Raw genomic sequence first — 21,532 nt, 5'->3', positions numbered from 1 at the left:
GTCAGCCCCAGAGCGCCTTGCGCACCGTTGACGGCCAGTCGGCCGTATCAAGTCCGTGATGGGCAAAGAGCGCCAGCGCAATGCGCTCGAGGCCAAAGCCGACACAGGCCGTGTGCGCAACCGCGCCATCGGCTGTGGTCAGGCCCCAGGTCTTGCCGAAATGGTCCTGGTGATAGTTGAAGGACAGGCAGGCCGTCTTCTTCGCGGTCGAGGTCACCGGAATGAGCAGCTCGAACTTCAGGGCCTGGTCGCGCTGGTTGTTGGCCAGCATCTTGCCGGCGCGCCCGAAGAAGGGATCATTGGCAACATCGATCTCGACCGGCAGTTCGACCGCGGCGATCAGCTCCTGGCCGCGCTCCATCCACTGCTGGCGGAAAGCCATCACCTCGTCCGGCGTGCCCATGCGGACATATTCGCGCATGCGGAACAGCTGCATGCGGGCCGGGTCCTTCGACGGCTCATGCCGGAAGCAATAGGACTGCAGGTCGAACAGGCCCCCGCCCGCCGGCAGCGGGCCACGCTTGGCAATGGTCTGATAGAGCGGATAGCAGGCCGCCGGCGTCAGCACGATGTCCGTCGCCTTCTGGTCCTTGGTCCAGTCATTGCCCTCGGCCATGCACTGAAGCAGGTTCACGTGGTCCAGCTCGCAGCCGCAGAAGGAATGCACGGTTCCGGCAAGCTGCGGGAAGCTCTTCATGTAACCCGAGCCCTCGAAGTGGCTGCGGTTCATGCCCGGGGGAAAGCGGATGACCTCGGACGGCGAGCTGCTGCCGAAGGCCGAGATCAGCCCCTCGAAGCGCTGGATCACGTCCTCGAAGGCGCCCGAACGGCCGTAGAGGCCATCAACGCCGGTGTCGATCAGGAGACCTGCATCAAACAGCCGGTCGAGAAGGGAGGTCTGCATGTCCATGTCTCACCCCAACAGGCTGGTGTCCTGCTTGTTCACAAGCAGCATCGTGGAAGTGTTGCCGAGAATGCGGTCATTGGAGATCATCAGCTGGGCGGAATGCGCATCGCGCAGGTGCCGGCCGAGGCTGTAGGGCGTGCCGTTCTTGTAGCCCATGATCCCTGCGATCAGCAGGCAATGGTTGATGATCTCGAGGATCGTCTGCGACGAGGCGATCTTCACGTTGTTCATGGCCACCGCGAAGCCCATGGACGACAGCTTCGTCTCGTCCTTCTGGGCAGCGTCATACTGCTGCAGGGCGGCCAGGATGTTGGACTTGACCAGCTGCAGCAGGTTGGAGGCTTCCGCCAGACGCAGCGCGCCCGGCGGCACGGTGCCCGGGGTCTTGCGGGCAGCGGCGCGGACGAAGACCTGGGCACGGGCAAAGGCATCCGAGGCGATGCCGAACCAGACGCCGCTCCACAGGATGTGCGAATTGGCCAGCATCGACTGGGCCGCGATCTCGGCGAAAGGCTTGGGCAGGATCTGCTCCGCCGGTGCCTCGCCCTTGAAGATGAAGCCGTCCGAGCGGGTTCCGCGCATGCCGAGCGTGTCCCAGTGATGGGTCTTCTCGAGCGTGTACTGGCCTTTCTCGAACACGGTCATCACCTGGTCCGAGGGGGCGCTGTCGGCGCGGGCCCGGGAGGTGATCAGGATCGCATCAGCCTCGGTGGCGTAGGAAATGACCGTTGCGTCCTTCGTCAGGCGGCAGGTGTCGCCGTCGACCTCGATCGCGCAGATGGAATTGCGCAGGTTGCCGCCGATGCCACCCTCGGTGGTCGCCGAGGCAAGCAGCAGCTGGTCGGCCGCGATGCGGCGCATGTAGGCTTCGTGCCAGGGCGCGCCCTCGCCGTGCGACACCAGGCTCGACGCCTTGATCTGATGCATGGCGAAGACCATGCCGGAGGCAGCACAGGCCTGACCGAGAATGCAGCAAACTTCGGCGATTTCGGCCGTGGTCGCGCTTTCTCCGCCAAGATAGGCCGGAATCTGGATGCCGAGCAGCCGCTCAGCCTTCATTGCGTCGACGGCCTCGCGAGGGAAACGCCCGGCGGCATCGACATCATCCGCGTTGGCCGCGGCCACCGCCGCTGCCCTGCGGGCGCGCTCGGTCAGGCTGAGCGCCTTCGCCTTGGCCAGCTCGTTCATCACGCCACCGGTTCTTCAGTCAGGGATGCCACAGCGTCCCGGATCGCGGCGATCGACGCGAAGGACTTGCGATTGAGCAGGGTCTCGGGGAATTCGACATCGAACGCGTCTTCGAGCGCCAGCATCAGCTGCACGGAGGCAAATGACGACAGGCCAGCTTCGTACAGGTCGGCGGTGTCTGCCAGCGTCTCGACGGAAACCGGCAAGGCGCCATGCTTTGCCAGCAATTCGCGGATCTTGGTGGTCATATTGCGTAATCCCTCAACAAAATGCGTGCCACACCATTCTGGCTGCCGCAGCTACTTCTGCCCCTAGGGCACCTATAGCGCATGTTAAATAATTGTCACTTAAGGCACATGGTAAATTCGACAATAATGTTAAAGTTACATGCGGTCGATTTACGAATTGTTAAGGAATTAATTCCACGAACACAATCTCAATCGATCCACTCGCCAAAGAGGACATATTTCTACCCTCGCGTTAGATCCCGGGTGATGACGAAATCAGTTATTCTACGTAGGTCGAAAACAGTTTTGCCGCAGCGTGCCAATCGGCCAGTTGGGCAGCAGCCTGCAAAGCCCCCTGCTTCAGCGACTGACGCAAGCTTGCGTCACTGATCACCTTGTCCAGCGCATCCGTCAATCCATCGAGATCGTCCGGTTCAACATACAGCGCGCCGCCCAGCGCAAATGTCTTCTGCACTGCGGCGCCACCGCTGCCGACAACGGGCAGGCCATGTGCCAGCGCCTCGGCAAAGGCCATGCCGAAGCCTTCGTAACGGCTGGCGAGAACAATAGCGTCAGCGGCGGCATAGGCATGCTCAAGCGCCGCCGAATCCAGTGCGCCAACCAGCTCGATCCGGTTCGACAGTCCTAAGTCTTCAATCTGGCGACGTATGCTCGTCACACAATCGGCATCGCGCAGGCCGCCAATGATCCTGAGGCTCCAGTCAAGATCGGTCAGCCGCGCCAATGCTGCGACCACAAGATCATGCCCCTTGCGCGGCAAGACCGAGCCAACTGAAATCAGGGCAACGCCTGGACCGCCGCTTCCCCTGGCCGCCGGAGCCGGGTCCGTGCCGGGCTCGACAACGCCGATCCGGCCTACAGGCATGGCGAACAAATCCTGCACCAGCACGGCCGTCGCCGGACTGGTCACGATCACCTTCTGCGCATGCGCAAGAGCTGCACCTTCCTCGGACTTCAGAAGCGCGGCCTCGTCCGCCGAGAGGCCGTGCTCCAGACACAAGGGATGGTGGACAAGGGCCGTCAGCTGCAGATGCCTGCCAAGCTCCGCTGCACGCGCGCCGAGCCTTGCATAAGCCAGGCCATCCACCACCACACGGGTGGCCGGGGCCAGCGCTGCCAGACGGTCGTAGGCGGTATCGAGAACATCCTGAGGCGGGAAGGGATAGGTGTCGCCGAGTGGCAACAGGTCAACGCGCCATCCGAGCGCCTCGAGGCCAGCGATGATGCGCCGATCATAGCCATAGCCCCCCGTTGGCGTGTTGATGTCGCCAGCATAGGCAAAGCACAGCTCTAACGCGCTGGCAGGACTGGTAGAAGACACGCAGAACTCCTCGAACGACACAGGGCCTCAGGCCCAGGTATCCGTAGTTTCGACGAGTTTGGCTTCCAGGTAAACCCTGGGATCGCGCTACTGACCGTCACACGCCAGGTAACTCCGCTCTGGATCAGGTTCTGATGCAGCAGAGCGGGTATAGTCAGGATCGCAGGAGCGACAGGTTCAGGCCGCGTTGGACGAAGCCAAGGGCTGGGTCAGCAGGGAGAAGGCAGCTTCCGTGTCGTCTGCGGAGCGCAGGCCGGCGGCGATCTTGGGGTCGCGCAACTGGCGGGCGATCCGTGCCAGGGCCTTCAGATGGTCCGCGCCAGCACCTTCGGGTGCAAGCAGCAGGAAAATCAGATCGACGGGCTGATCGTCGAGGGAATCGAAGTCGATCGGCTTGTCCATCCGGGCGAAGACGCCAACGAGACGGGTCAGCTTGATCAGCTTGCCGTGGGGAATGGCAACGCCATGTCCGACGCCGGTCGAACCGAGCCTTTCACGCTGCAGCAGCGTGTCGAAGATCTCGCGTTCGGTCAGTCCGGTCAGTTCGGCGGCCTTGGCGGCCAGTTCCTGGATTGCCTGCTTCTTGCTGTTCGCCTTCAGCCCGACAACCACCGCGTCTTGCGTAATCAGATCGCTCAGATCCATCTTCTTTTTCCATTTCATCCCGGCGAGGGCTCCGGCGACTTGCGCCGTCGGGGCCCTGCATCTCCGGGAAGAGCCAGCCTAGCTGACTGTCTTCTGCCCCACCAGAGCCGGATCGATCCAGCCGATGTTGCCATCAGGACGACGGTAGACCACGTTCACGCCGCCGCTCGCGGCATTCTTGAACACGACCACCGGCGCTTCGGACAGATCAAGCTCCATCACGGCCATGCCGACGGTGAGCGTTCTGATCTTGGCCGAGGTTTCGGCAATCACCAACGGACTGAAATCCGCTGGCACTTCTTCCTCCTCCTCGGGCAAGGCCAGCACATAGGACGCTGCCTCGTAGGCTTCCCGAGCCACGCTGTTGGCACCATGATGTGCCTTCAGCTTGCGCTTGTAGCGGCGCAGACGCTTCTCGATGCGATCCGCAGCGCGATCGAAACTCGCGCGCGGCTCTGGATCCTCCCCAGAAACCTGCAACACGATGCCCGTGTCCAGGTGGATCGAGCATTCGGTCTTAAATCCGGATCCCTCCCGGCTAACAGTAACGTGTCCGTTGAAGCCGCCATCGAAATACTTCGACAGGGCGTCGGCTATCCGGTCGTTGACGTGATCGCGCATGGCAGTACCAACGTCGACGTTCTTTCCCGAAATCCGCAATGTCATGGGGACCTCTACTAGTTCATGGACCGAATTGCAGTCGGTGGCCCGACTCTCGAAGCACAGTGTGCCCCGGACGTTGCAGCATGAACCACTCGGCGCTCCGGCGCCATACCCCTTTGGCCATCGGTTTCGCGGGCGGTGCTATAGGCTTCGCCCAACCGAAAGTCAATCGCCGTGGCATGACACCTCCCGCCATGTGGAGCGGCTGCCTACGCAAATCATTATATAGGAATGGTTTGGCAGAATTCAGAAAAGAATGTCGCAGCCGCTTGTTATGGATAAAGCCGGCTTATCGCGCGCCACTTTTTTCCCGCCGCCGCTGGACGGATGAAGAAATGCGAAGCGCCTCGCGATACTTGGCAACCGTGCGCCGCGCGATGTCGATCCCTTCGTCCTTCAGCATCTTCACCAGCGTATCATCTGACAGGATGTCGGTCGGCGATTCTGCGTCGATGAGCTGCTTGATCCGGTGCCGAACGGCTTCGGCGGAATGGGCGTCACCGCCCTCAGTCGCAGAGATGGCCGAGGAGAAGAAATACTTCAGCTCGAAGATCCCGCGTGACGTGGCCATGTACTTGTTGGAGGTGACACGGCTGATGGTGGATTCATGCATGCCGACGGCATCGGCGATCGTCTTGAGGTTCAGCGGGCGCAGGTGCTCGATCCCGTGGGCGAGAAAACCGTCCTGCTGGCGGACGATCTCGGTCGAGACCTTCAGGATCGTCCGCGCGCGCTGGTCCAGGCTCTTGACCAGCCAGTTGGCAGTCTGCAGGCAATCGGTCAGATAGCTGCGCTCGGCGTCCTTGCGGGCCGTGCGGGTGACGCTCGCGTAGTAGGTCTGGTTGACCAGCACGCGGGGCAGCGTTTCCGCGTTCAGCTCCACGTTCCAGCCGCCATCGGAGGCACGGCGGACAATGACGTCAGGCACCACGGACTGCACCAGCGCGGAACCGAACGCCCGTCCCGGCCGCGGATCGAGCGCGCGGATCTCTGCGATCATGTCCGTCAGGTCTTCCTCGTCGACCCCGCAAAGCCGCCGCAATGCCGCCAGCTCCCGGCGCGCGAGCAGGTCGATGTTCTCGATCAGCGTCGCCATAGCCGGATCGAAACGGTCGCGTTCCTTGAGCTGCAATGTCAGGCATTCGGCCAGCGACCGCGCAAAGACACCCGAGGGCTCGAAGCCCTGCAGCACGGCCAGCACAGCTTCGACACGGCCAAGCGAAACGCCGAGCTGCTCCGCAGCCTCGGCAAGGTCCTGAGCCAGATATCCGTTTTCGTCCAGACTGTTGATGAGATGCAGGCCGATCAGCTTGTCGACCGGATCGGCCAGAGCCAGGTTCATCTGGTCGGTCAGCATCAGTGTCAGCGACTGCTCTTCGGCGACGAATGCCTCGAGATTGTAGTCCTCGCTGACCCCGCCACCGGTCCGCCCCTGGTCGGCCGCATAGGCAATGGCCTGTTCGGGGGCCGGGGCAACGCCGCTCTCATCGGGAAACACGTTGCCGAGATCGGTGTCCATGCTTGAAGCAATGGTCTCGGCGCTGGTTTCCAGCTGGTTCTTCATCCAGTCACCAGCCTCGGAATCGCCCCCCGCCCCGCCGTCAAAGCCACCGTCTGGCCCGCCATCATAGGCCTCGCCGCTGGACGAGCTTGCTTCCGGCAGGCTTTCGAGGGAACTGTCGCTTGTCCCCTCGCCCGAGGTGCCCGCCTCCGGATCGCCGCGCTCAAGCAGCGGATTTCGTTCCAGTTCGGCCTCGACATAGGCGGCCAGATCGAGATTGGAAAACTGCAGCAGCTTGATCGCCTGCATCAATTGCGGCGTCATGACAAGCGACTGGCTCTGCCGCATCTCAAGCTTGGTCGAGAGTGCCATGGGCGGGTCGCGCATCCTGCTGGGCAGGACGGTCAAGGCACTGCTGCTGGCCGCCGGTCCTGCGTGAAGTCTCTCCTCCTGGACGCCGCCGCGCCTTTCGTGGCGAGCAGACACAGTCCAGACTGCGAACGGATCAGACTGATCTGGTCCGTTTCTTGCTTATACCGCAGTCACGCGCGTCGCATCAAAGTGTAAATTGTTCGCCAAGGTAAAGACGGCGAACATCCGGGTCCGCAACGATCTCATATGGAGTGCCCTCGGTCAGCACTTCTCCGGCGGCAATGATGTAGGCCCGGTCAATCAGCCCCAGCGTTTCCCGCACGTTATGGTCCGTGATCAGCACCCCGATGCCGCGCTGGGTCAGATGGCGGACCAGCTGCTGGATATCCCCAACGGCGATGGGGTCAATGCCCGCGAAAGGCTCGTCAAGCAGCATGAAAGACGGACGGCTGGCCAGGGCGCGCGCGATTTCCACGCGGCGGCGCTCGCCGCCCGACAGCGCAATCGACGGCGACTTGCGCAGGTGCGTCAGCCCGAACTCGGCAAGCAGTTCGTCCAGATCTTCTTCCCGCCGCTTGCGATTGGGCTCGACCACCTCGAGCACCGCGCGGATGTTTTCCTCAACAGTGAGGCCGCGGAAGATGGACGCTTCCTGCGGCAGGTACCCAATGCCCAAACGGGCGCGGCGGTACATCGGCAGGCTGGTGATATCAAAACCGTCCAGCGTGATGGATCCCTGATCCGGACGGATGAGGCCGGTGATCATGTAGAACACGGTCGTCTTGCCGGCGCCATTGGGGCCGAGCAGACCGACTGCCTCTCCCGGATTGACCGTCAGCGAGACATACTTGACCACGCGGCGCTTGCGATAGCTCTTGCCGATGCCCTCGACCGCGAGCGCACCAAAACCAGCGCCCGGCGCATCGTCAGCGTCCTGAGCAGACCCAGTGCCGAAGGAAAAAGGCAACCATCTCACGCGTGGGCGTCCTGATAATGAGGGAAGTCCGAAACAGGGGGCAGCGGCGCAGATCGACGTCAGCGCCGCAACCCGGCAACTGATCAGTTGCCGGTGCCCTTTCCGTTCAGGCTGTTCGGCTGGATCAGCACCTTGACGCGGCCCGACTTCGGCGCTTCGAGATCGGCCTTGCCGGTTTCAAGGTTGATGGTCAGCTTGTTGCCGACAACGACGTTCGGCCCCTGGCTGAGCACGACCTGCTGGCCGGTCATCACCATGATCTTGCGAGCCATGTCGAAGCTGGCTTCATCGCCGGTTGCGGTCTGGTCCTTGGACGAGATGTAGACGCGGCCATTGGCCTCCAGGCGCATGATGCGCTGCTGCACACCGCCGTCGGCCTTGCCGTCATAGAACACCCGCAGCTTCTGCGTCTTCATGCGGGTCTCGCCCTGAGACACGAGAACGTCACCGGTGAAGGTGGCGCTGTTGGTCTTATCCTCGACCTGCAGCTCCTGCGCCTCGATCTGGATCGGTTCCTTGTCGTTGTCGCCAAAACCGGCAAAGGCGTTTGAAAAGGTCTGCGCGCCAGCCAGCCCAGGGACAAGGGCAATCAGGGCCGCAGCGGCAAGCAGGGAAATGCCCTTCATCTTCAATTCTCCGTATCCTTGGTGGCCATCTTGGCTGCACCCGGCCGTAACGTCATCTTGATACCATTGGTGAAGCGGACCACGCCATTGTCCTGATCATAAGTGAATTTTCCTGCACTTATGTCACCTTGCGTCGAACGGACCACGAGAGGATCCGACGTGCGGACCTCTCCGGTCTTCAGATCGACCTCGACCGACGAAAACTCGGCGTCATAGTCGCCGCTCCAGTCCAGCTTGATGCCGTCCTTCAGCAGCAGGGTCTCCGCTCCGTTGTTGTACGTGCCCTTGTTCGCCGTAATCGCCGCCCGTTCGCCTTCGCCCATGACGATCTCCGCCGTGATGGTCTCAAGGTCGATGATGCGGGGATCGGTGATGCGCTGGATCGCGCGCACGGCCGAAACCTTATAGGAGCGGTCGCCGTCATGACCGGACAGCTCGGGGCGATCCATCACGAGACCTTCGGCCGTCAGCATGACGTTGCCGATACCAAGGCTGGTGAGAAAGTTGAACAGGACAATCAGCCCGGCCATCACGGCAAGAATGCCGATACCGAGCAAGGGGAAGAGGATGCGCAGCACCCGCACGCGGCCCGAATGCCGGCGCGCGTCGCCGCGTGCACGCGTCAGCCGCGCGCCCGCTTCACCCTCCCACGCGTCAGAGCTCAAGAGCTGCCTCGCCGCTATGGCCCGTCCCACCGGAGCCGTTGGATCAATCGGATGCCAGGCTTCCCCAAGACCTGACTGCGCCTCCATATGGGGCACGTACATTAAACAATAAAGTGGCAGACATCAGTCTGCCAATCCTGACCGGCAAACCCCAGGATCTGCCGGCTCATCACCATGAAGCCGCCTGCAAGGCAGGGGGCGGGGCCAACAGCTGTCTCAGCTGTGGGCGAAAATGTCTTCTTCGTCCCAGCCGATCAGATCAAGACGCGCACGGGTCGGCAGGAAGTCGAAACATGCGTTGGCGAAGCCGCTGCGCTCTTCGCGGGCCAGCATCACCTCGAGCTGGCGCTTCAGGGCGTGCAGGTACAGCACATCCGAAGCGGCATAGGCGAGCTGCGCGTCTGTCAGCGTTTCAGCGGCCCAGTCCGAGCTCTGCTGCTGCTTCGACAGTTCCACGCCGATCAGCTCGCGCGTGATGTCCTTCAGACCGTGGCGATCGGTGTAGGTGCGCACCAGCTTCGAGGCGATCTTGGTGCAGAACACCGGCGCGACCTCGATGCCGAGGTAGTGGTACAGCACGGCCACATCAAACCGCGCGAAGTGGAAAATCTTGGTCACGGACGGATCGGTGAACAGGCGCGCCAGATGCGGCGCGCTCTTCTGGCCACGGTCGATCTGCACCACGTCAGCAGAGCCGTCGCCGGGCGACAGCTGCACGACGCACAGGCGGTCGCGGTGCGGATTGAGGCCAAGGGTTTCCGTGTCCACCGCAACAGCCGTCACGCCCTGATAGTGCGAAAGGTCCGGCAGGTCGTTCCTGTGATAGCGGATGGTCATCGTCTCGATCTCGTCATTCGTTGGTCCAGCGCCCTTACAGCACATTCAGGTGCACTGCGGCAAGGGAATGGCAGAAATCGATGACCAAAACGGTAAAGCCGGCGCGGCTCGCAGGCATAACGGCTGGAATTCAGTCTTCTTCGCCGAAACGATCAGCAACAAGCGCAGCAATCGCGGCCATCGCGGCATCGGCATCCGAGCCTTCGACCACGACATGGATGCAGCAACCCGGCGCGGCCGCGAGCATCATCAGCCCCATGATGGAGTTGCCACCGACGGTCTGGCCGTCCTTGGACACGTGCACCTGCGAGGAAAAGGTCTCGACCAGCTTTACCAGCTTGGCGGAAGCGCGGGCATGAAGGCCACGCTTGTTGACGATGGAAAGGTCCTGTTCAAGTCGCGTCATTTTATGCAGGCAGGGTCCTGGAACTTTGCGCGTCACACCTGGCCGGAGAGCACCTGGCTGGCGACGGAAATGTACTTTTGCCCGGCTTTGCGCGCTTCGTCCACTGCTTCGGGCAGACCACGATCGGCGCGTAGGCTGGCAAGCTTGATCAGGAGCGGAAGATTGACGCCGGCAACCACCTCGATGGTCTTGCCGTCCATGACCGAGATCGCAAGATTGGAGGGCGTGCCTCCGAACATGTCGGTCAGCAGAACAACACCTGCGCCGCTGTTGACGGCTGCGACGGCATCCAGAATGTCCTGACGCCGCTGTTCCATGTTGTCTTCCGGACCGATGCAGATGGTCGCGATTTGAGACTGTGGCCCTACCACGTGCTCCAGCGCCGCCTTGAATTCCTCGGCCAGACGGCCGTGAGTTACGAGTACGAGTCCGATCATCCTTGCCCGACCTGTCCTAGACCGTCCTGACGTTCTTTGCGTTCTTGCGGCAGCGCTGTCCGCATCCGGCGGCTTGCCCGCAATGTCGGCAAGGCGAAGGCGCAAAGCAAGTCGTTTTTGGCCAAATTCAAATTAAAGCGGGCAGCCAGCATCACCGCAGACCTCCCGCAGCGCCGCGCGCACCAGAGCCAGCTGGTGCATTGACGACCCTGCCGGCACCGGTTGCAGCGGCAGGCTGACCCCGGCCAGCACGCATTGCAATTGTCCATCCGCCGGCATCCGTTCCAGATCTGCCGGAAGCACCAGATCCACAACAAGCCGGATAAGTGCCTGTGGCTCATGCAAGTGGCGCTGAATTCCGCGTCCGCGCAGTTCAACGAGACCGGCAATTGCGGGCGCCCCCGCTGCGATCAGGCCAAACGACCCAGCGATCAGCTGGACACGGTCGTCGCCTATCAGCGCGGCAAAGTGCCGGCGCGCGCGCGCCTCTGCCAGGAGCATTTGCGCCAGGAGCGATTTTCCGGATCCCGACGGACCGCGCAGCAACACACCGTTGCAGCCCAGCAGCACGGCAGTGGCGTGCTGGAATGGCCCATCATCCGGTCCTGCACTGCCGTCAGTCATGCCGGCCGTCCGGCCGGCAGGGAGATGGTGAAGCGCGCACCGGCGATGCGGCTGCCGCCTGCGGCAGGATCGGCTTCCATCCGGTTCTCCGCGCAGATGGTGCCCTTGTGCGCCTCGATGATCTGGCGCGAGATCGACAGACCAAGACCGGAGTTGTTGCCGAAGTCCTCGCCGTCCGGCCGGTCCGTGTAAAACCGCTCAAAGATGCGCTCGATTTTCTCCGCCCGAATGCCCGGTCCGTCATCATCGACGGTGACGATGATGCGCCCTGCCTTGCGGCTGGCACCGATGCGCACCGTGCCCCCTTCCGGAGAGAAGGAGCGGGCATTGTCGATGAGATTGTTGATGACCTGGGCCAGTCGGCTGTCATAGCCCATCATCTCATAGGGCTTGTCCGGTGCCTTCTCGCCGGCTTTCTCCGGTTTTGCGTCGGCAATGGTGAGAATCACGCGCGGCGCGTCGGCAGCGGCGCGCTGGTTGCTCATGTCGGCCACACCGCGCAGCAGGTTCGCGACATCGAGCACCTCGGCATTGCCGCGTGAAAGCTCGGCATCGAGCCGGGATGCATCGGAGATATCGGTGATCAGCCGGTCGAGACGGCGCACGTCATGCTGGATGACTTCCAGCAACCGCGCCTTGGACGTATCCGACTTGGCCAGCGGCAGGGTTTCCACGGCACTGCGCAGCGAGGTCAGCGGGTTCTTCAACTCATGCGCCACATCGGCGGCGAAGCGCTCGATCGCATCCATGCGGTTATAGAGCGCATTGGTCATGTCGCGGAATGCACGTGCCAGATGGCCGATTTCGTCCTGGCGGTCGGAGAAGTCAGGGATTTCCTGGCGTGAGTTGGATCCCTTGCGCACCCGGTCCGCCGCAGCGGCGAGCCGCCGGACCGGGCCGGCGATCGTGCCGGCGAGCAGCACCGACATGATGAACATCACCACCGCTGCAACCAGGAAGACGCGCATGATGGCGATGCGTTCGGCGCTGACGATGGCGTCAATGTCACCGCCCTGCGTCGACAACAGCAGCGTGCCAAGCACGGCGCGGAAGCGCTGGATCGGGACAGCCACCGACACGATCAGTTCACCGCGCTGGGAAACACGCACAACGCTCGCCGGAGACCCCGCAAGCGCCGCTTCCACTTCCGGATAGATCCGGCCGTCACCGCCACCCGCCTCCTGGTACAGCGGCAGATCCCCCTGGCGCATCCAGAGCTTCACCGATTGCCAGATCCGGTCGACCATGCCGATTTCCTCGCCTTCAGGCGGCGGCAGATCAAACCGCAGGATCTGCGGTCCGGAATAGAGATGGCGCGAATCGAGGATCAGCATGCCATCGGGATCATAGATCCGGGCTCGGGTTTTGGTCGGAGAGATCAGCCGGCGCAGAACCGGGCCAACCCGTTCCGGGTTCACCGGAAAATCGAGCGAGGTCAGGCTGTCGGAGTCCGGTCCGAGCGTCTCGCCGGCCTGAAGCTGGAGCAGCTTTTCCGGATCGACGCTGATCGCCCCGGTGTCAACCGTTGCCGAGGCGGCGATGGCGCTGGCGATGATCTCGCCCTGTGTCAGCAGGCTCTGCACCCGGGCGTCGATCAGGCCGGCACGAAACTGGTTGAGATACAGAATGCCCGACACCAGCGCGATCAGCCCGGCGAGGTTCAGCACCACGATGCGCTTGGTCAGCGAGGAAAATACATAGGTGCCGAGAAACGCGCCAATGCGCGCGCGGGCACGTCGGCGCAGGCGGGGATTGCCAAGCCGGCGCAAAGGCGCGGGCACCCGTTCGCCGGCCGGGTCGGCCGTGCGCAGGCTCGCGTCATCCTTGTCCGTCTCGGTTACCATTGCATCCCGTTGCTGGGGGCGAGGCTCGCGCCTTCGGCCTCGGGCCAGCGTTCTGCTGCGATCCGACTACACCAGGGCATCAGGTTTCGCGGAAGCGATAGCCAACACCGTACAGCGTTTCGATCATGTCGAAGTCGTCGTCGACCATCTTGAACTTCTTGCGCAGGCGCTTGATGTGGCTATCGATGGTGCGGTCGTCAACATAGACCTGATCGTCATAGGCCGCGTCCATGAGGGCATTGCGGCTCTTGACCACGCCCGGACGCTGCGCCAGGGCCGACAGGATCAGGAATTCCGTGACCGTCAGCGTCACCGGCTTGCCGTTCCAGGTGCAGGTGTGCCGCTCCTGGTCCATCAGCAGCAAGCCGCGCTCGAGCAGCTTGTCGGCATCCTCGCGCGGGGCGGAGGCATCACGCGGCGAAACGCGGCGCAGGACGGCACGCACGCGCTCGACCAGCAGCCGCTGGGAGAACGGCTTCCGGATGAAGTCGTCAGCGCCCATCTTCAGGCCGAACAGTTCGTCGATCTCGTCGTCTTTCGACGTCAGGAAGATCACCGGCATATCGGAGGTCTGGCGCAGGCGCCGCAGCAGCTCCATTCCGTCCATGCGCGGCATCTTGATGTCGAAGATCGCGAGGGTCGGGGGATCAGCCTGCAGCCCATCGAGCGCCGACGCGCCGTCGGTGTAGGTCTGGACCCGGTAACCTTCGGATTCCAGCGCAATCGACACTGAAGTGAGAATGTTGCGGTCGTCATCGACCAAGGCAATCGTAGGCATGATGCGGGTCTTTGTCCTTTGATCCGTCAAGGTCTCATCTCTCTTCAGCTTTTGGTCCCGCAATTGCGCATAAAATAAGGCAATGCTTCGCCGCGACCAAACGTTATTGCGCCGAATACGACGGATCTGAGCGGATGATCTGATTAATCGGCAAAGCTGTGACCTGCATCACGTGCGGCAGCGAGACGTTAACCGTGCACATCCAGTCAAACGATTAAGCAAAGACAAAACCGCTTCTGCCACAGTTTTGCTTAAATTTAACCCCTGAAATAAATCCCGACGCAAAGTCTTCGTCTTTTAATCGATTTAGTGTGACGGTCATCTGAATGGATCACTTGTTGCGGAACTCTCAATCAACTAGGGTCCGACTGCCGCGGGACTTGGGAGGCAGCGTAAAGGTAAATGCCCCTCCCCCCGCCGCTCCACTTCAGGTTCTTCGACAGGGATTGCGCGACCATGAAAGAGACGGGTGTCAGAAATCCGGCCTTTGGCCTTGAAACCATCGGGCTGACGGATCTGTCCGCGATTTACTGGAACCAGAACGAGCCTGCGCTTTATGAGCAGGCGCTCACCCGAGGCGAGGCCTGCGTGGCCGCAGGTGGCGCGCTCGTTGCCGACACCGGCCAGCACACCGGCCGCTCGCCGAAGGACAAGTTCGTCGTGGCGGACGAGCACACCACCGACCAGGTCTGGTGGGACAACAACGCCCGCATGAGCCGCGAGCACTTCGACGTGCTGCTGGCCGATTTCATCGCGCATGCCAAGGGCAGGGATCTCTTCGCGCAGGATCTCTATGGCGGCGCGGATGAGGCGTATCGTCTGCCGGTTCGCGTCTACACGCAGTACGCTTGGCACTCCCTGTTCATCCGCAACCTGCTGATCCGTCCGAAGGCCGAGGAACTGTCGACGTTCCAGCCGAAGATGACCATCATCGACCTGCCGAGCTTCAAGGCCGATCCGGCTCGTCATGGCTGCCGCGGCGAAACCGTTATCGCTTGCGACCTGACCCGCATGATCGTGCTGATCGGCGGCACGTCCTATGCCGGCGAAATGAAGAAGTCGGTCTTCACTTTCCTCAACTACCTGCTGCCGCCGCAGGGCGTGATGCCGATGCACTGCTCGGCCAACGTCGGCAAGGACGGCGACACGGCTGTCTTCTTCGGGCTGTCGGGCACCGGCAAGACCACCCTGTCCGCTGACCCGGAGCGCACCCTGATCGGTGACGACGAGCATGGCTGGGGCAAGGGCGGCGTCTTCAACTTCGAAGGCGGCTGCTACGCCAAGACCATCAAGCTTTCGAAGGAAGCCGAGCCGGAGATCTATTCCACCACCCAGCGTTTCGGCACCGTGCTTGAAAACGTGGTGCTGGACGACAAGCGCGTTCCCGACTTCGATGACGGCCGCAAGACCGAGAACACCCGCGCGGCTTACCCGATCCACTTCATCTCGAACGCATCGAGCACCGGCATTGCACCGCAGCCGAAGACAATCATCATGCTGACGGCCGATGCCTTCGGCGTCATGCCCCCGATCGCCAAGCTGACCCCGGCGCAGGCCATGTACCACTTCCTCTCCGGCTACACCGCCAAGGTCGCCGGCACGGAAAAGGGCGTGACCGAGCCGCAGGCGACCTTCTCCACCTGCTTCGGCGCGCCGTTCATTCCGCGCCACCCGACAGAATACGGCAACCTGCTGCGCGACCTCATCGCCGAGCACAATGTCGACTGCTGGCTGGTCAACACCGGCTGGACGGGCGGCGCCTATGGCACTGGCAGCCGCATGCCGATCAAGGCCACCCGCACGCTCCTGCGCGCCGCACTTGATGGCTCTCTGAAGGGCGCGACCTTCCGCACCGACGCCAACTTCGGCTTCGCCGTGCCGGAGGCCGTTCCGGGCGTCGACAGCGCCATCCTGGATCCGCGCTCGACCTGGGCGGATGCCTCCGCCTATGACGCGCAGGCCAAGAAGCTGGTCCAGATGTTCATCGACAACTTCGCCAAGTTCGAGGAAGCCGTGGACGGTGCCGTCCGCGACGCAGCTCCCATCGTCCGCGAAGCTGCCGAATAACCGGCCAGCATGACTTCAGGACCGTCTGTCCGCCGGCAGACGGCTCCTCGCAGCGTCCCAGGGCAACCTGGGGCGCTGTTTTCGTTTGAGCGCCGCTGCGACAGTTCCGCAGCTGGTGACAGCCGTGACCCTTTCCGCCATCTGAACCGCCCTATATGCTCAAAGGAACGGAGAATACTATCGCCGTCAGGGAGGCAGTGCATGCAACCGGGGACGCAATCGGGGTCCGCTCCGCATCACCTCGACGTTCTGGCCGTGGCTGAACGCTGGGTGCAGTCGGGGCGCAAGGCAGCCATCGCAACCGTGGTCGAAACCTGGGGATCTGCTCCGCGTCCGGTCGGCTCTCACCTCGTCATCGATTCGGAAGGCAATTTCGAAGGATCGGTGTCCGGCGGCTGTGTCGAAGGGTCCGTCGTCAGCGAGGCACTTGATGCGATCACCAGCGGCCGTGCAACGATGCTCGAGTTCGGCGTGGCGGACGAAACCGCCTGGCGCGTCGGCCTGTCCTGTGGCGGCCGGATCCGCGTTTATGTGGAGCCCGTGACCGATGCGGCTTGATCTCCTTTCGGCCCTGAATGAGGCCAGGGCACGGCGGCAGGCGGCGATCCTTGTGACTGATCTGCAAGATGGCAGCCAGCGCCTTGTCCAGGCTGCCACCCTGTCTGCCGACGACCCGCTCTATCCTGAGCTGGAAAAGCGTTTTCGCAGCGGTGCGTCCGGTCAGGTCGAGGCGCCGGACGGCCGCGCCGCGTTTCTGACCGTTTCGGTTCCATCGCCGCGACTCGTGATCATCGGCGCTGTCCATATCTCTCAGGCGCTGCTGCCGATGGCCGAGATCGCGGGCTTTGACGTAACGGTCATTGATCCGAGAACGGCGTTTGCCAGTGAGGAGCGCTTTCCTCCGCGCGTGCTGCGAGCCGAGTGGCCGGACGAGGTGCTCGCCCGAACGCCGCTGGATGCCTACACCGCGCTCGCGGCCGTGACGCATGACCCCAAAATCGATGACATGCCCTTGATCGCCGCGCTGCAAGCGGGATGCTTCTATGTCGGCGCACTCGGCAGCCGCAAGACCCATGGCAAACGGGCGGAGCGATTGATGGCCGCCGGACTGACAGAGGCGGACGTCGCGCGAATCCGCGCGCCGATTGGCCTCTCGATTGGCGCCTCATCGCCGGCAGAGATCGCCGTGGCGGTGCTTGCCGAGGTTATTGGAGCGCTGCGCCAGAGCAATCTACCTACACCCGGCGGGGCACGCTGATGCGCTTTGGCCCGGTGTCTCTTGCCGAGGCCGAGGGCGCGCTGCTCGCGCATGGGCGGCGCATCGGGTCAAGGGTGCTCAAGAAAGGGCATGTGCTCACGGCAGACGATCTGGCGGCCCTTGCCGAAGATGGCGTCGAGACTGTCGTTGTCGCCCGATTCGAGTCCGGGGATGTCTCAGAGGACGCCGCTGCCGACCGGCTCTCGGCGGCCGTGGCCGGTTCCGACATCGACAGGGACACGCCGTTCACCGGCCGGGTCAATCTTTACGCCCGCGCCAACGGCTTGCTGATGCTTGATGTCGACGCGGTCCATCGCTTCAATCGGGTCGATCCGGCAATCACCCTTGCCACGCTGCCCAACCTGACACCGGTTCTGGCCGGGCGGATGGTTGCAACAACCAAGATCATCCCCTTTGCCGTGGCCGGTTCGCAGGTCGATGCAGCCGCGTTGCAGGGCGAGGGCGCGGTCCGTGTCGCCGCCTATCGTCCGCGTCCGGTCGGCCTTGTGGCAACGCGCCTGCCGCATCTCAAGCCGGCAACCATGGACAAGACCCGCCGCGTCCTGGAAGACCGGTTGCGGCCAACGGGGTCGCCGCTTCTGCCGGAGCTCCGCACCGCCCACGACGCGGCTGCCGTCGCTGCAGGGATCAAGTCGATGCAGCAGCAGGGCGCGGGTCTGATCATCCTGTTCGGCGCCTCCGCGGTGGTGGACTGCGATGACGTACTGCCCGAGGCAATTCGTCTGGCTGGAGGGACTGTGCTGCATTTTGGCATGCCGGTCGATCCGGGCAATCTCATGCTGCTTGGCGATGTTGGCGGCGTGCCTGTCATCGGCGCTCCCGGCTGCGCCCGCAGTCCCAAGGAGAACGGCTTCGACTGGGTCTTGCATCGCCTCCTGGCGGATATTCCCGTGATGCCCGACGATATCACGGCCATGGGTGTTGGAGGCCTGCTCATGGAAATCACCTCGCGCCCGCACCTGCGGGAACAGGCGTCCGAGCGGCCGGAACCGCGATTCGGTGCCCTGGTGCTTGCCGCTGGGCGCTCCAGCCGGATGGAGGGCGGCAACAAGCTGCTCGCGAGATTGAACGGACGCAGCCTCGTCGCCCATGCGCTGGATGCCACATGCGACAGCAAGGCCTCGCCTGTTGTCCTGGTCACCGGTCACATGGCAGACAAGGTTGCAGCAGAAGTCGGCGAACGCGACGTTGTGATCTGCCATAATCCGGATTTCGCCTCTGGCATGGCCAGCTCGATCCGCGCCGGGCTTGCCTTGCTGCCCGAGGACCTCGACGGTGTCATCATCCATCTGGCCGACATGCCGGGAATCACGTCCGGAATGATCAACCAGCTGATTTCTGCACATGACCGGTCGCGCCGGCATCTCATTGCGGTCGCGACCGCCGATGGCAAAAGGGGTAATCCGGTGCTCTTCGACAGCGCCTTCCTCACCGAGCTGCGGCAGTTGGAAGGCGACATCGGCGCCAGGCATCTTATTGCACGGGAAGCAGAAACCGTTGTCGAGGTCGAACTGGGCGTTTCCGCTCGGCTGGATCTAGACACGCGGGCCGCTCTGCTTTCCGCTGGCGGAGAAATGAATGCCGATTAACCTTCGGTAAAGCCATGTGAATTTTGCGCGGCTCTTATGCCGCCAAAAGAGTTGCGCTGCAGCATTCGTGAGATTATGTATGCGCCACTCGCGTCGCCGCGCCGCAGGTCGGGTCATCCCGTGTCTCGCATTCCGGCGACCAGATTTTCATCGACAGGTGCGCTTGCCAGGCCGTCCGGGTCATCCCGGGCCGACGGCCGGTTTTTTGCGCTGTCCTGTCAGAGACGACAAGAGGATTGACCATGGATCTCAGCCTGCCCCGTCCGGGCCGTTGCAAGTGGGCCGAAGGCGACACCGGCAACTACACCTTTCCGTGCAACCAGCGCGTAGATGCTGGTGTGTCGTATTGCACCGATCACCGCGCGCTGGTCTACATGCCGCCGGAAGAACGTCGTCGCTCCAAGCCGGCAAACAATGCCGCGAGCTTCAAGCGAATCGCAGCCTGAATCACAGGCGCGGTCACGTGCCCCATCGCGTGCGAAAGAGCCCGGAGCGAAAGCCCGGGCTTTTTTGTTGGCATGTCATGGACCGTAGAAACGAAAAAGGGCAGGCGCCTGATGGCCCTGCCCTTTTAATGTGTCTGCAAATGGCCTGTCGTCTCGATCAGGCGGCCTTGAGGGCAGCCTGGATCTCGCGAAGCTGGCTCAGCAGCGTCTCGGCCTTGTGACGGGTTGCGTCATCACGGGCATCGGCGACGTCTTCTTCGGCGTCCTTCACCTGCTGGGCGAGCATGTCACCCTTCAGTTCTGAAACCGGGATCGCCTGCTCGGCGAGGACGGTCAGGCCGGAGCCGTTGACGTCAGCAAAGCCGCCGCGAACGAAGAACTCGACGATCTGGCCGCCGTCCTTGCGAACCTTCAGCAGGCCCGGACGGACGGTGGACATGAACGGGCTGTGATCCTTGAGGACGCCGAACTCGCCTTCGCTGCCCGGCACGGTGACCTCAAGAACCTTTTCCGACAGGAGAAGGCGCTCGGGCGAGACAAGCTCGAACTGGAATGGCTGTGCCATCTGGCAAGTCCTTTACTGGTCGACTGGCTGGCAATCGGGTCGTCAGACGAGGCGCGACGGGCACGCCTCGGTTGAGCGGCCGCCGGTAACCCGGCGGCCTGATGCATCACGCGGCTTCGGCAGCCAGGCGCTGTGCCTTTTCGATCGCTTCCTGGATGTTGCCAACCATGTAGAAGGCAGCTTCCGGCAGGTGATCGTAGTCGCCGTTGACCAGACCCTTGAAGCCCTTGATCGTGTCTTCGAGAGCGACGAGCTTGCCCGGCGAACCGGTGAAGACTTCTGCCACGAAGAACGGCTGGGACAGGAAGCGCTCGATCTTGCGGGCGCGGGCCACGGTGAGCTTGTCCTCTTCGGACAGTTCGTCCATGCCCAGGATCGCGATGATGTCCTGCAGGGCCTTGTAGCGCTGCAGGGTCTGCTGAACCTGACGTGCCACGTTGTAGTGCTCGTCGCCGATGATGCGGGCGTCAAGCATGCGCGAGGTGGAGTCCAGCGGATCCACGGCCGGGTAGATGCCCTTTTCGGCGATCGAACGGTTCAGAACCGTCGTTGCGTCGAGGTGGGCGAAGGTCGAAGCCGGCGCCGGGTCGGTCAAGTCGTCGGCGGGCACGTAAACGGCCTGCACCGAGGTGATCGAACCCTTGGTGGTGGTGGTGATGCGTTCCTGCATGGTGCCCATGTCGGTCGCCAGCGTCGGCTGGTAACCCACGGCCGACGGGATACGGCCGAGCAGAGCGGACACTTCGGAACCAGCCTGGGTGAAGCGGAAGATGTTGTCCACGAAGAACAGCACGTCCTGGCCCTGGTCACGGAAATGCTCGGCGACGGTCAGACCGGTCAGAGCAACACGAGCACGTGCCCCGGGGGGCTCGTTCATCTGGCCGTAAACAAGCGCAGCCTTGGAACCTTCGCCGCCGCCCTTCTTGTTCACGCCGGACTCGATCATTTCCCAGTAAAGGTCGTTGCCTTCACGGGTACGCTCGCCCACGCCAGCGAACACGGAGTAACCGCCGTGCGCCTTTGCGACGTTGTTGATCAGTTCCATGATGAGAACGGTCTTGCCCACGCCGGCGCCGCCGAACAGGCCGATCTTGCCGCCCTTGGCGTACGGAGCCAGAAGGTCCACGACCTTGATGCCGGTGACCAGGATCTGGGCTTCGGTCGACTGCTCGACGAAGGCCGGAGCTTCCTGGTGGATGCCGCGCTTGGTGTCGTGTGCGATCGGGCCGGCTTCGTCCACCGGCTCGCCGATCACGTTCATGATGCGGCCGAGAGTGCCATCGCCAACCGGCACGGCAATCGGTGCACCGGTGTCGGTGACCTTCTGACCACGGACCAGACCTTCGGTCGAGTCCATGGCGATGGTGCGTACGGTGTTTTCGCCAAGATGCTGGGCAACTTCGAGCACCAGACGGGTGCCCTGGTTCTCAGTTTCCAGGCTGTTCAGAATCTGCGGCAGGTGGCCGTCGAACTTGACGTCGACCACGGCGCCGATGACCTGGGTAATCTGTCCGACTTTTGTGTCAGCCATCCCTAAATCCTCGATCC

23 protein-coding genes are annotated in these 21,532 nt (G+C 62.9%); 5 read left to right on the top strand and 18 right to left on the bottom strand.

Going from position 1 to position 21,532, the window contains the following annotated elements; all coding sequences use genetic code 11:
* Position 1: 1 nt before the first annotated feature.
* The 16 genes from OVA12_RS13665 to OVA12_RS13590 form a co-directional block, all read right to left on the bottom strand.
* Entirely contained in the window at positions 2–910 is a 909-nt protein-coding gene (locus OVA12_RS13665; protein ID WP_268138185.1) for an amino acid--[acyl-carrier-protein] ligase, read from the bottom strand.
* Positions 911–913: 3 nt separating this feature from the next.
* Positions 914–2,095 (bottom strand): acyl-CoA dehydrogenase family protein, encoded by a 1,182-nt coding sequence (locus tag OVA12_RS13660; RefSeq protein ID WP_268138183.1) that lies wholly within the window; start codon positions 2,093–2,095, stop codon positions 914–916.
* Positions 2,095–2,343 carry an acyl carrier protein gene (locus OVA12_RS13655; RefSeq protein ID WP_268138181.1) on the bottom strand — a complete coding sequence of 83 codons (249 nt, stop codon included), beginning with the start codon at positions 2,341–2,343 and terminating at the stop codon, positions 2,095–2,097. Before OVA12_RS13655 ends, OVA12_RS13660 begins: the two co-directional genes overlap by 1 nt.
* Before the next feature lie 259 nt (positions 2,344–2,602).
* Positions 2,603–3,664: a glycosyltransferase family 4 protein gene (locus OVA12_RS13650; RefSeq protein ID WP_268138179.1), complete on the bottom strand. Its 1,062-nt coding sequence runs from the start codon at positions 3,662–3,664 to the stop codon at positions 2,603–2,605.
* A gap of 177 nt (positions 3,665–3,841) precedes the next feature.
* Entirely contained in the window at positions 3,842–4,309 is a 468-nt protein-coding gene (ptsN, locus tag OVA12_RS13645) for a PTS IIA-like nitrogen regulatory protein PtsN (protein WP_268138177.1), read from the bottom strand.
* A 78-nt stretch (positions 4,310–4,387) separates the two neighbouring features.
* Positions 4,388–4,975 carry a ribosome hibernation-promoting factor, HPF/YfiA family gene (gene hpf / locus OVA12_RS13640; RefSeq protein ID WP_268138175.1) on the bottom strand — a complete coding sequence of 196 codons (588 nt, stop codon included), beginning with the start codon at positions 4,973–4,975 and terminating at the stop codon, positions 4,388–4,390.
* A 286-nt stretch (positions 4,976–5,261) separates the two neighbouring features.
* Positions 5,262–6,845 (bottom strand): RNA polymerase factor sigma-54, encoded by a 1,584-nt coding sequence (rpoN, locus tag OVA12_RS13635; RefSeq protein ID WP_268138173.1) that lies wholly within the window; start codon positions 6,843–6,845, stop codon positions 5,262–5,264.
* A 184-nt stretch (positions 6,846–7,029) separates the two neighbouring features.
* The gene (gene lptB, locus OVA12_RS13630) at positions 7,030–7,821 is read right to left on the bottom strand and encodes an LPS export ABC transporter ATP-binding protein (RefSeq protein WP_442793873.1); all 792 of its coding nucleotides are present in this window, start codon (positions 7,819–7,821) and stop codon (positions 7,030–7,032) included.
* 83 nt (positions 7,822–7,904) lie between these two features.
* On the bottom strand, positions 7,905–8,447 hold the full coding sequence (locus OVA12_RS13625; protein WP_268138171.1) for an LptA/OstA family protein: 543 nt from the start codon (positions 8,445–8,447) through the stop codon (positions 7,905–7,907).
* A gap of 2 nt (positions 8,448–8,449) precedes the next feature.
* A complete protein-coding gene (gene lptC / locus OVA12_RS13620; RefSeq protein WP_268138169.1) occupies positions 8,450–9,112 on the bottom strand; it encodes an LPS export ABC transporter periplasmic protein LptC in 663 nt (220 codons plus the stop codon).
* A 216-nt stretch (positions 9,113–9,328) separates the two neighbouring features.
* Positions 9,329–9,949, bottom strand: a complete 621-nt coding sequence (locus OVA12_RS13615) for a ribonuclease D (RefSeq protein ID WP_268138167.1) — start codon at positions 9,947–9,949, stop codon at positions 9,329–9,331.
* Between the two features lie 130 nt (positions 9,950–10,079).
* The gene (locus OVA12_RS13610) at positions 10,080–10,355 is read right to left on the bottom strand and encodes an HPr family phosphocarrier protein (RefSeq protein WP_268138165.1); all 276 of its coding nucleotides are present in this window, start codon (positions 10,353–10,355) and stop codon (positions 10,080–10,082) included.
* 32 nt (positions 10,356–10,387) lie between these two features.
* On the bottom strand, positions 10,388–10,792 hold the full coding sequence (locus OVA12_RS13605) for a PTS sugar transporter subunit IIA (protein ID WP_268138163.1): 405 nt from the start codon (positions 10,790–10,792) through the stop codon (positions 10,388–10,390).
* A gap of 132 nt (positions 10,793–10,924) precedes the next feature.
* On the bottom strand, positions 10,925–11,416 hold the full coding sequence (locus tag OVA12_RS13600) for an HPr kinase/phosphorylase (protein WP_268138161.1): 492 nt from the start codon (positions 11,414–11,416) through the stop codon (positions 10,925–10,927).
* Positions 11,413–13,260: a sensor histidine kinase gene (locus OVA12_RS13595; RefSeq protein ID WP_268138159.1), complete on the bottom strand. Its 1,848-nt coding sequence runs from the start codon at positions 13,258–13,260 to the stop codon at positions 11,413–11,415. Before OVA12_RS13595 ends, OVA12_RS13600 begins: the two co-directional genes overlap by 4 nt.
* A gap of 79 nt (positions 13,261–13,339) precedes the next feature.
* A complete protein-coding gene (locus tag OVA12_RS13590; protein WP_268138157.1) occupies positions 13,340–14,038 on the bottom strand; it encodes a response regulator transcription factor in 699 nt (232 codons plus the stop codon).
* 456 nt (positions 14,039–14,494) lie between these two features.
* On the opposite strand from OVA12_RS13590, the gene OVA12_RS13585 reads away from it, so the two are divergent.
* The 5 genes from OVA12_RS13585 to OVA12_RS13565 all read left to right on the top strand — a co-directional run bounded on the left by OVA12_RS13585 (position 14,495) and on the right by OVA12_RS13565 (position 19,419).
* Positions 14,495–16,105 carry a phosphoenolpyruvate carboxykinase gene (locus OVA12_RS13585; protein ID WP_268138155.1) on the top strand — a complete coding sequence of 537 codons (1,611 nt, stop codon included), beginning with the start codon at positions 14,495–14,497 and terminating at the stop codon, positions 16,103–16,105.
* Between the two features lie 201 nt (positions 16,106–16,306).
* Entirely contained in the window at positions 16,307–16,663 is a 357-nt protein-coding gene (locus OVA12_RS13580; RefSeq protein ID WP_268138153.1) for an XdhC family protein, read from the top strand.
* Positions 16,653–17,363, top strand: a complete 711-nt coding sequence (locus tag OVA12_RS13575; protein ID WP_268138151.1) for an XdhC family protein — start codon at positions 16,653–16,655, stop codon at positions 17,361–17,363. The genes OVA12_RS13580 and OVA12_RS13575 overlap by 11 nt, the downstream gene beginning before the upstream one ends.
* Positions 17,363–18,973 carry a molybdopterin-binding/glycosyltransferase family 2 protein gene (locus OVA12_RS13570; protein ID WP_268138149.1) on the top strand — a complete coding sequence of 537 codons (1,611 nt, stop codon included), beginning with the start codon at positions 17,363–17,365 and terminating at the stop codon, positions 18,971–18,973. The genes OVA12_RS13575 and OVA12_RS13570 overlap by 1 nt, the downstream gene beginning before the upstream one ends.
* A gap of 242 nt (positions 18,974–19,215) precedes the next feature.
* Complete coding sequence (locus tag OVA12_RS13565) at positions 19,216–19,419, top strand: hypothetical protein (protein WP_268138147.1); 204 nt, start codon at positions 19,216–19,218, stop codon at positions 19,417–19,419.
* A 157-nt stretch (positions 19,420–19,576) separates the two neighbouring features.
* On the opposite strand, the gene OVA12_RS13560 is transcribed toward OVA12_RS13565, so the two are convergent.
* Positions 19,577–19,984, bottom strand: a complete 408-nt coding sequence (locus OVA12_RS13560; protein ID WP_268138145.1) for a F0F1 ATP synthase subunit epsilon — start codon at positions 19,982–19,984, stop codon at positions 19,577–19,579.
* A gap of 106 nt (positions 19,985–20,090) precedes the next feature.
* Positions 20,091–21,515, bottom strand: coding sequence for a F0F1 ATP synthase subunit beta (gene atpD, locus OVA12_RS13555; protein ID WP_268138143.1), 1,425 nt, complete (start codon positions 21,513–21,515; stop codon positions 20,091–20,093).
* Between the last annotated feature and the right edge of the window lie 17 nt (positions 21,516–21,532).

The sequence above is a fragment of the Pannonibacter sp. SL95 genome, assembly GCF_026672425.1.
GTDB lineage: Bacteria > Pseudomonadota > Alphaproteobacteria > Rhizobiales > Stappiaceae > Pannonibacter.
This window is presented reverse-complemented; position numbering and strand designations above follow the sequence as displayed.